Source organism: Anaerotignum faecicola (assembly GCA_024460105.1).
In the GTDB taxonomy this organism is placed as follows: Bacteria; Bacillota; Clostridia; order Lachnospirales; family Anaerotignaceae; genus JANFXS01.
The window spans coordinates 1-468 of record JANFXS010000234.1 but is presented as its reverse complement, the minus strand read 5'-3'; the positions used below and the strand labels follow the sequence as shown (position 1 = coordinate 468).

The window sequence follows — 468 nt, the reverse complement described above, 5'->3', positions numbered from 1 at the left end:
ATCTTGACATCCTTCATTGCCTGAAGTACCGCATCCGCGTTTTCTCTCGGCACTTCCACAAATGTATACTTATCGTACATATCGATGCTTCCGACCATCTTGCCCGGCATGCCTGACTCGCCTGCGATGGCTCCCAGGATATCTCCAGGCTTCACATTCTGGTTCTTTCCGATATTGATAAACAGACGGGCCATATCCTCACGGCCGCCTTCGTACCGGCTGTCACGGCCGCCGCCGTTTCTGCCTCTTCCGCGTCCGTTTCCATTACGGTTTTCGCCCCTGTAATAGCTGTCTAATTCATCGAGAGAGCGTGGTTCTCTCGTATCGATAATATCTTCATTTTCTTCGCCCATCATCATCTTTAACAGAGCTGCTGCCAGATCAAGGGACGTATAATCTTCTTCCAGAAGCTTCTTTTCAAGAATATTAATCATCTCACTTAAATCGGATTCTTCGATGGTATCCGCC

At 48.5% G+C, this 468-nt stretch carries 1 protein-coding gene; it reads right to left on the bottom strand.

What is annotated here, in order from left to right; translation table 11 throughout:
* On the bottom strand, nucleotides 1-468 hold a 468-nt coding region (locus NE664_13705; GenBank protein MCQ4727688.1), incomplete at both ends, for a DbpA RNA binding domain-containing protein.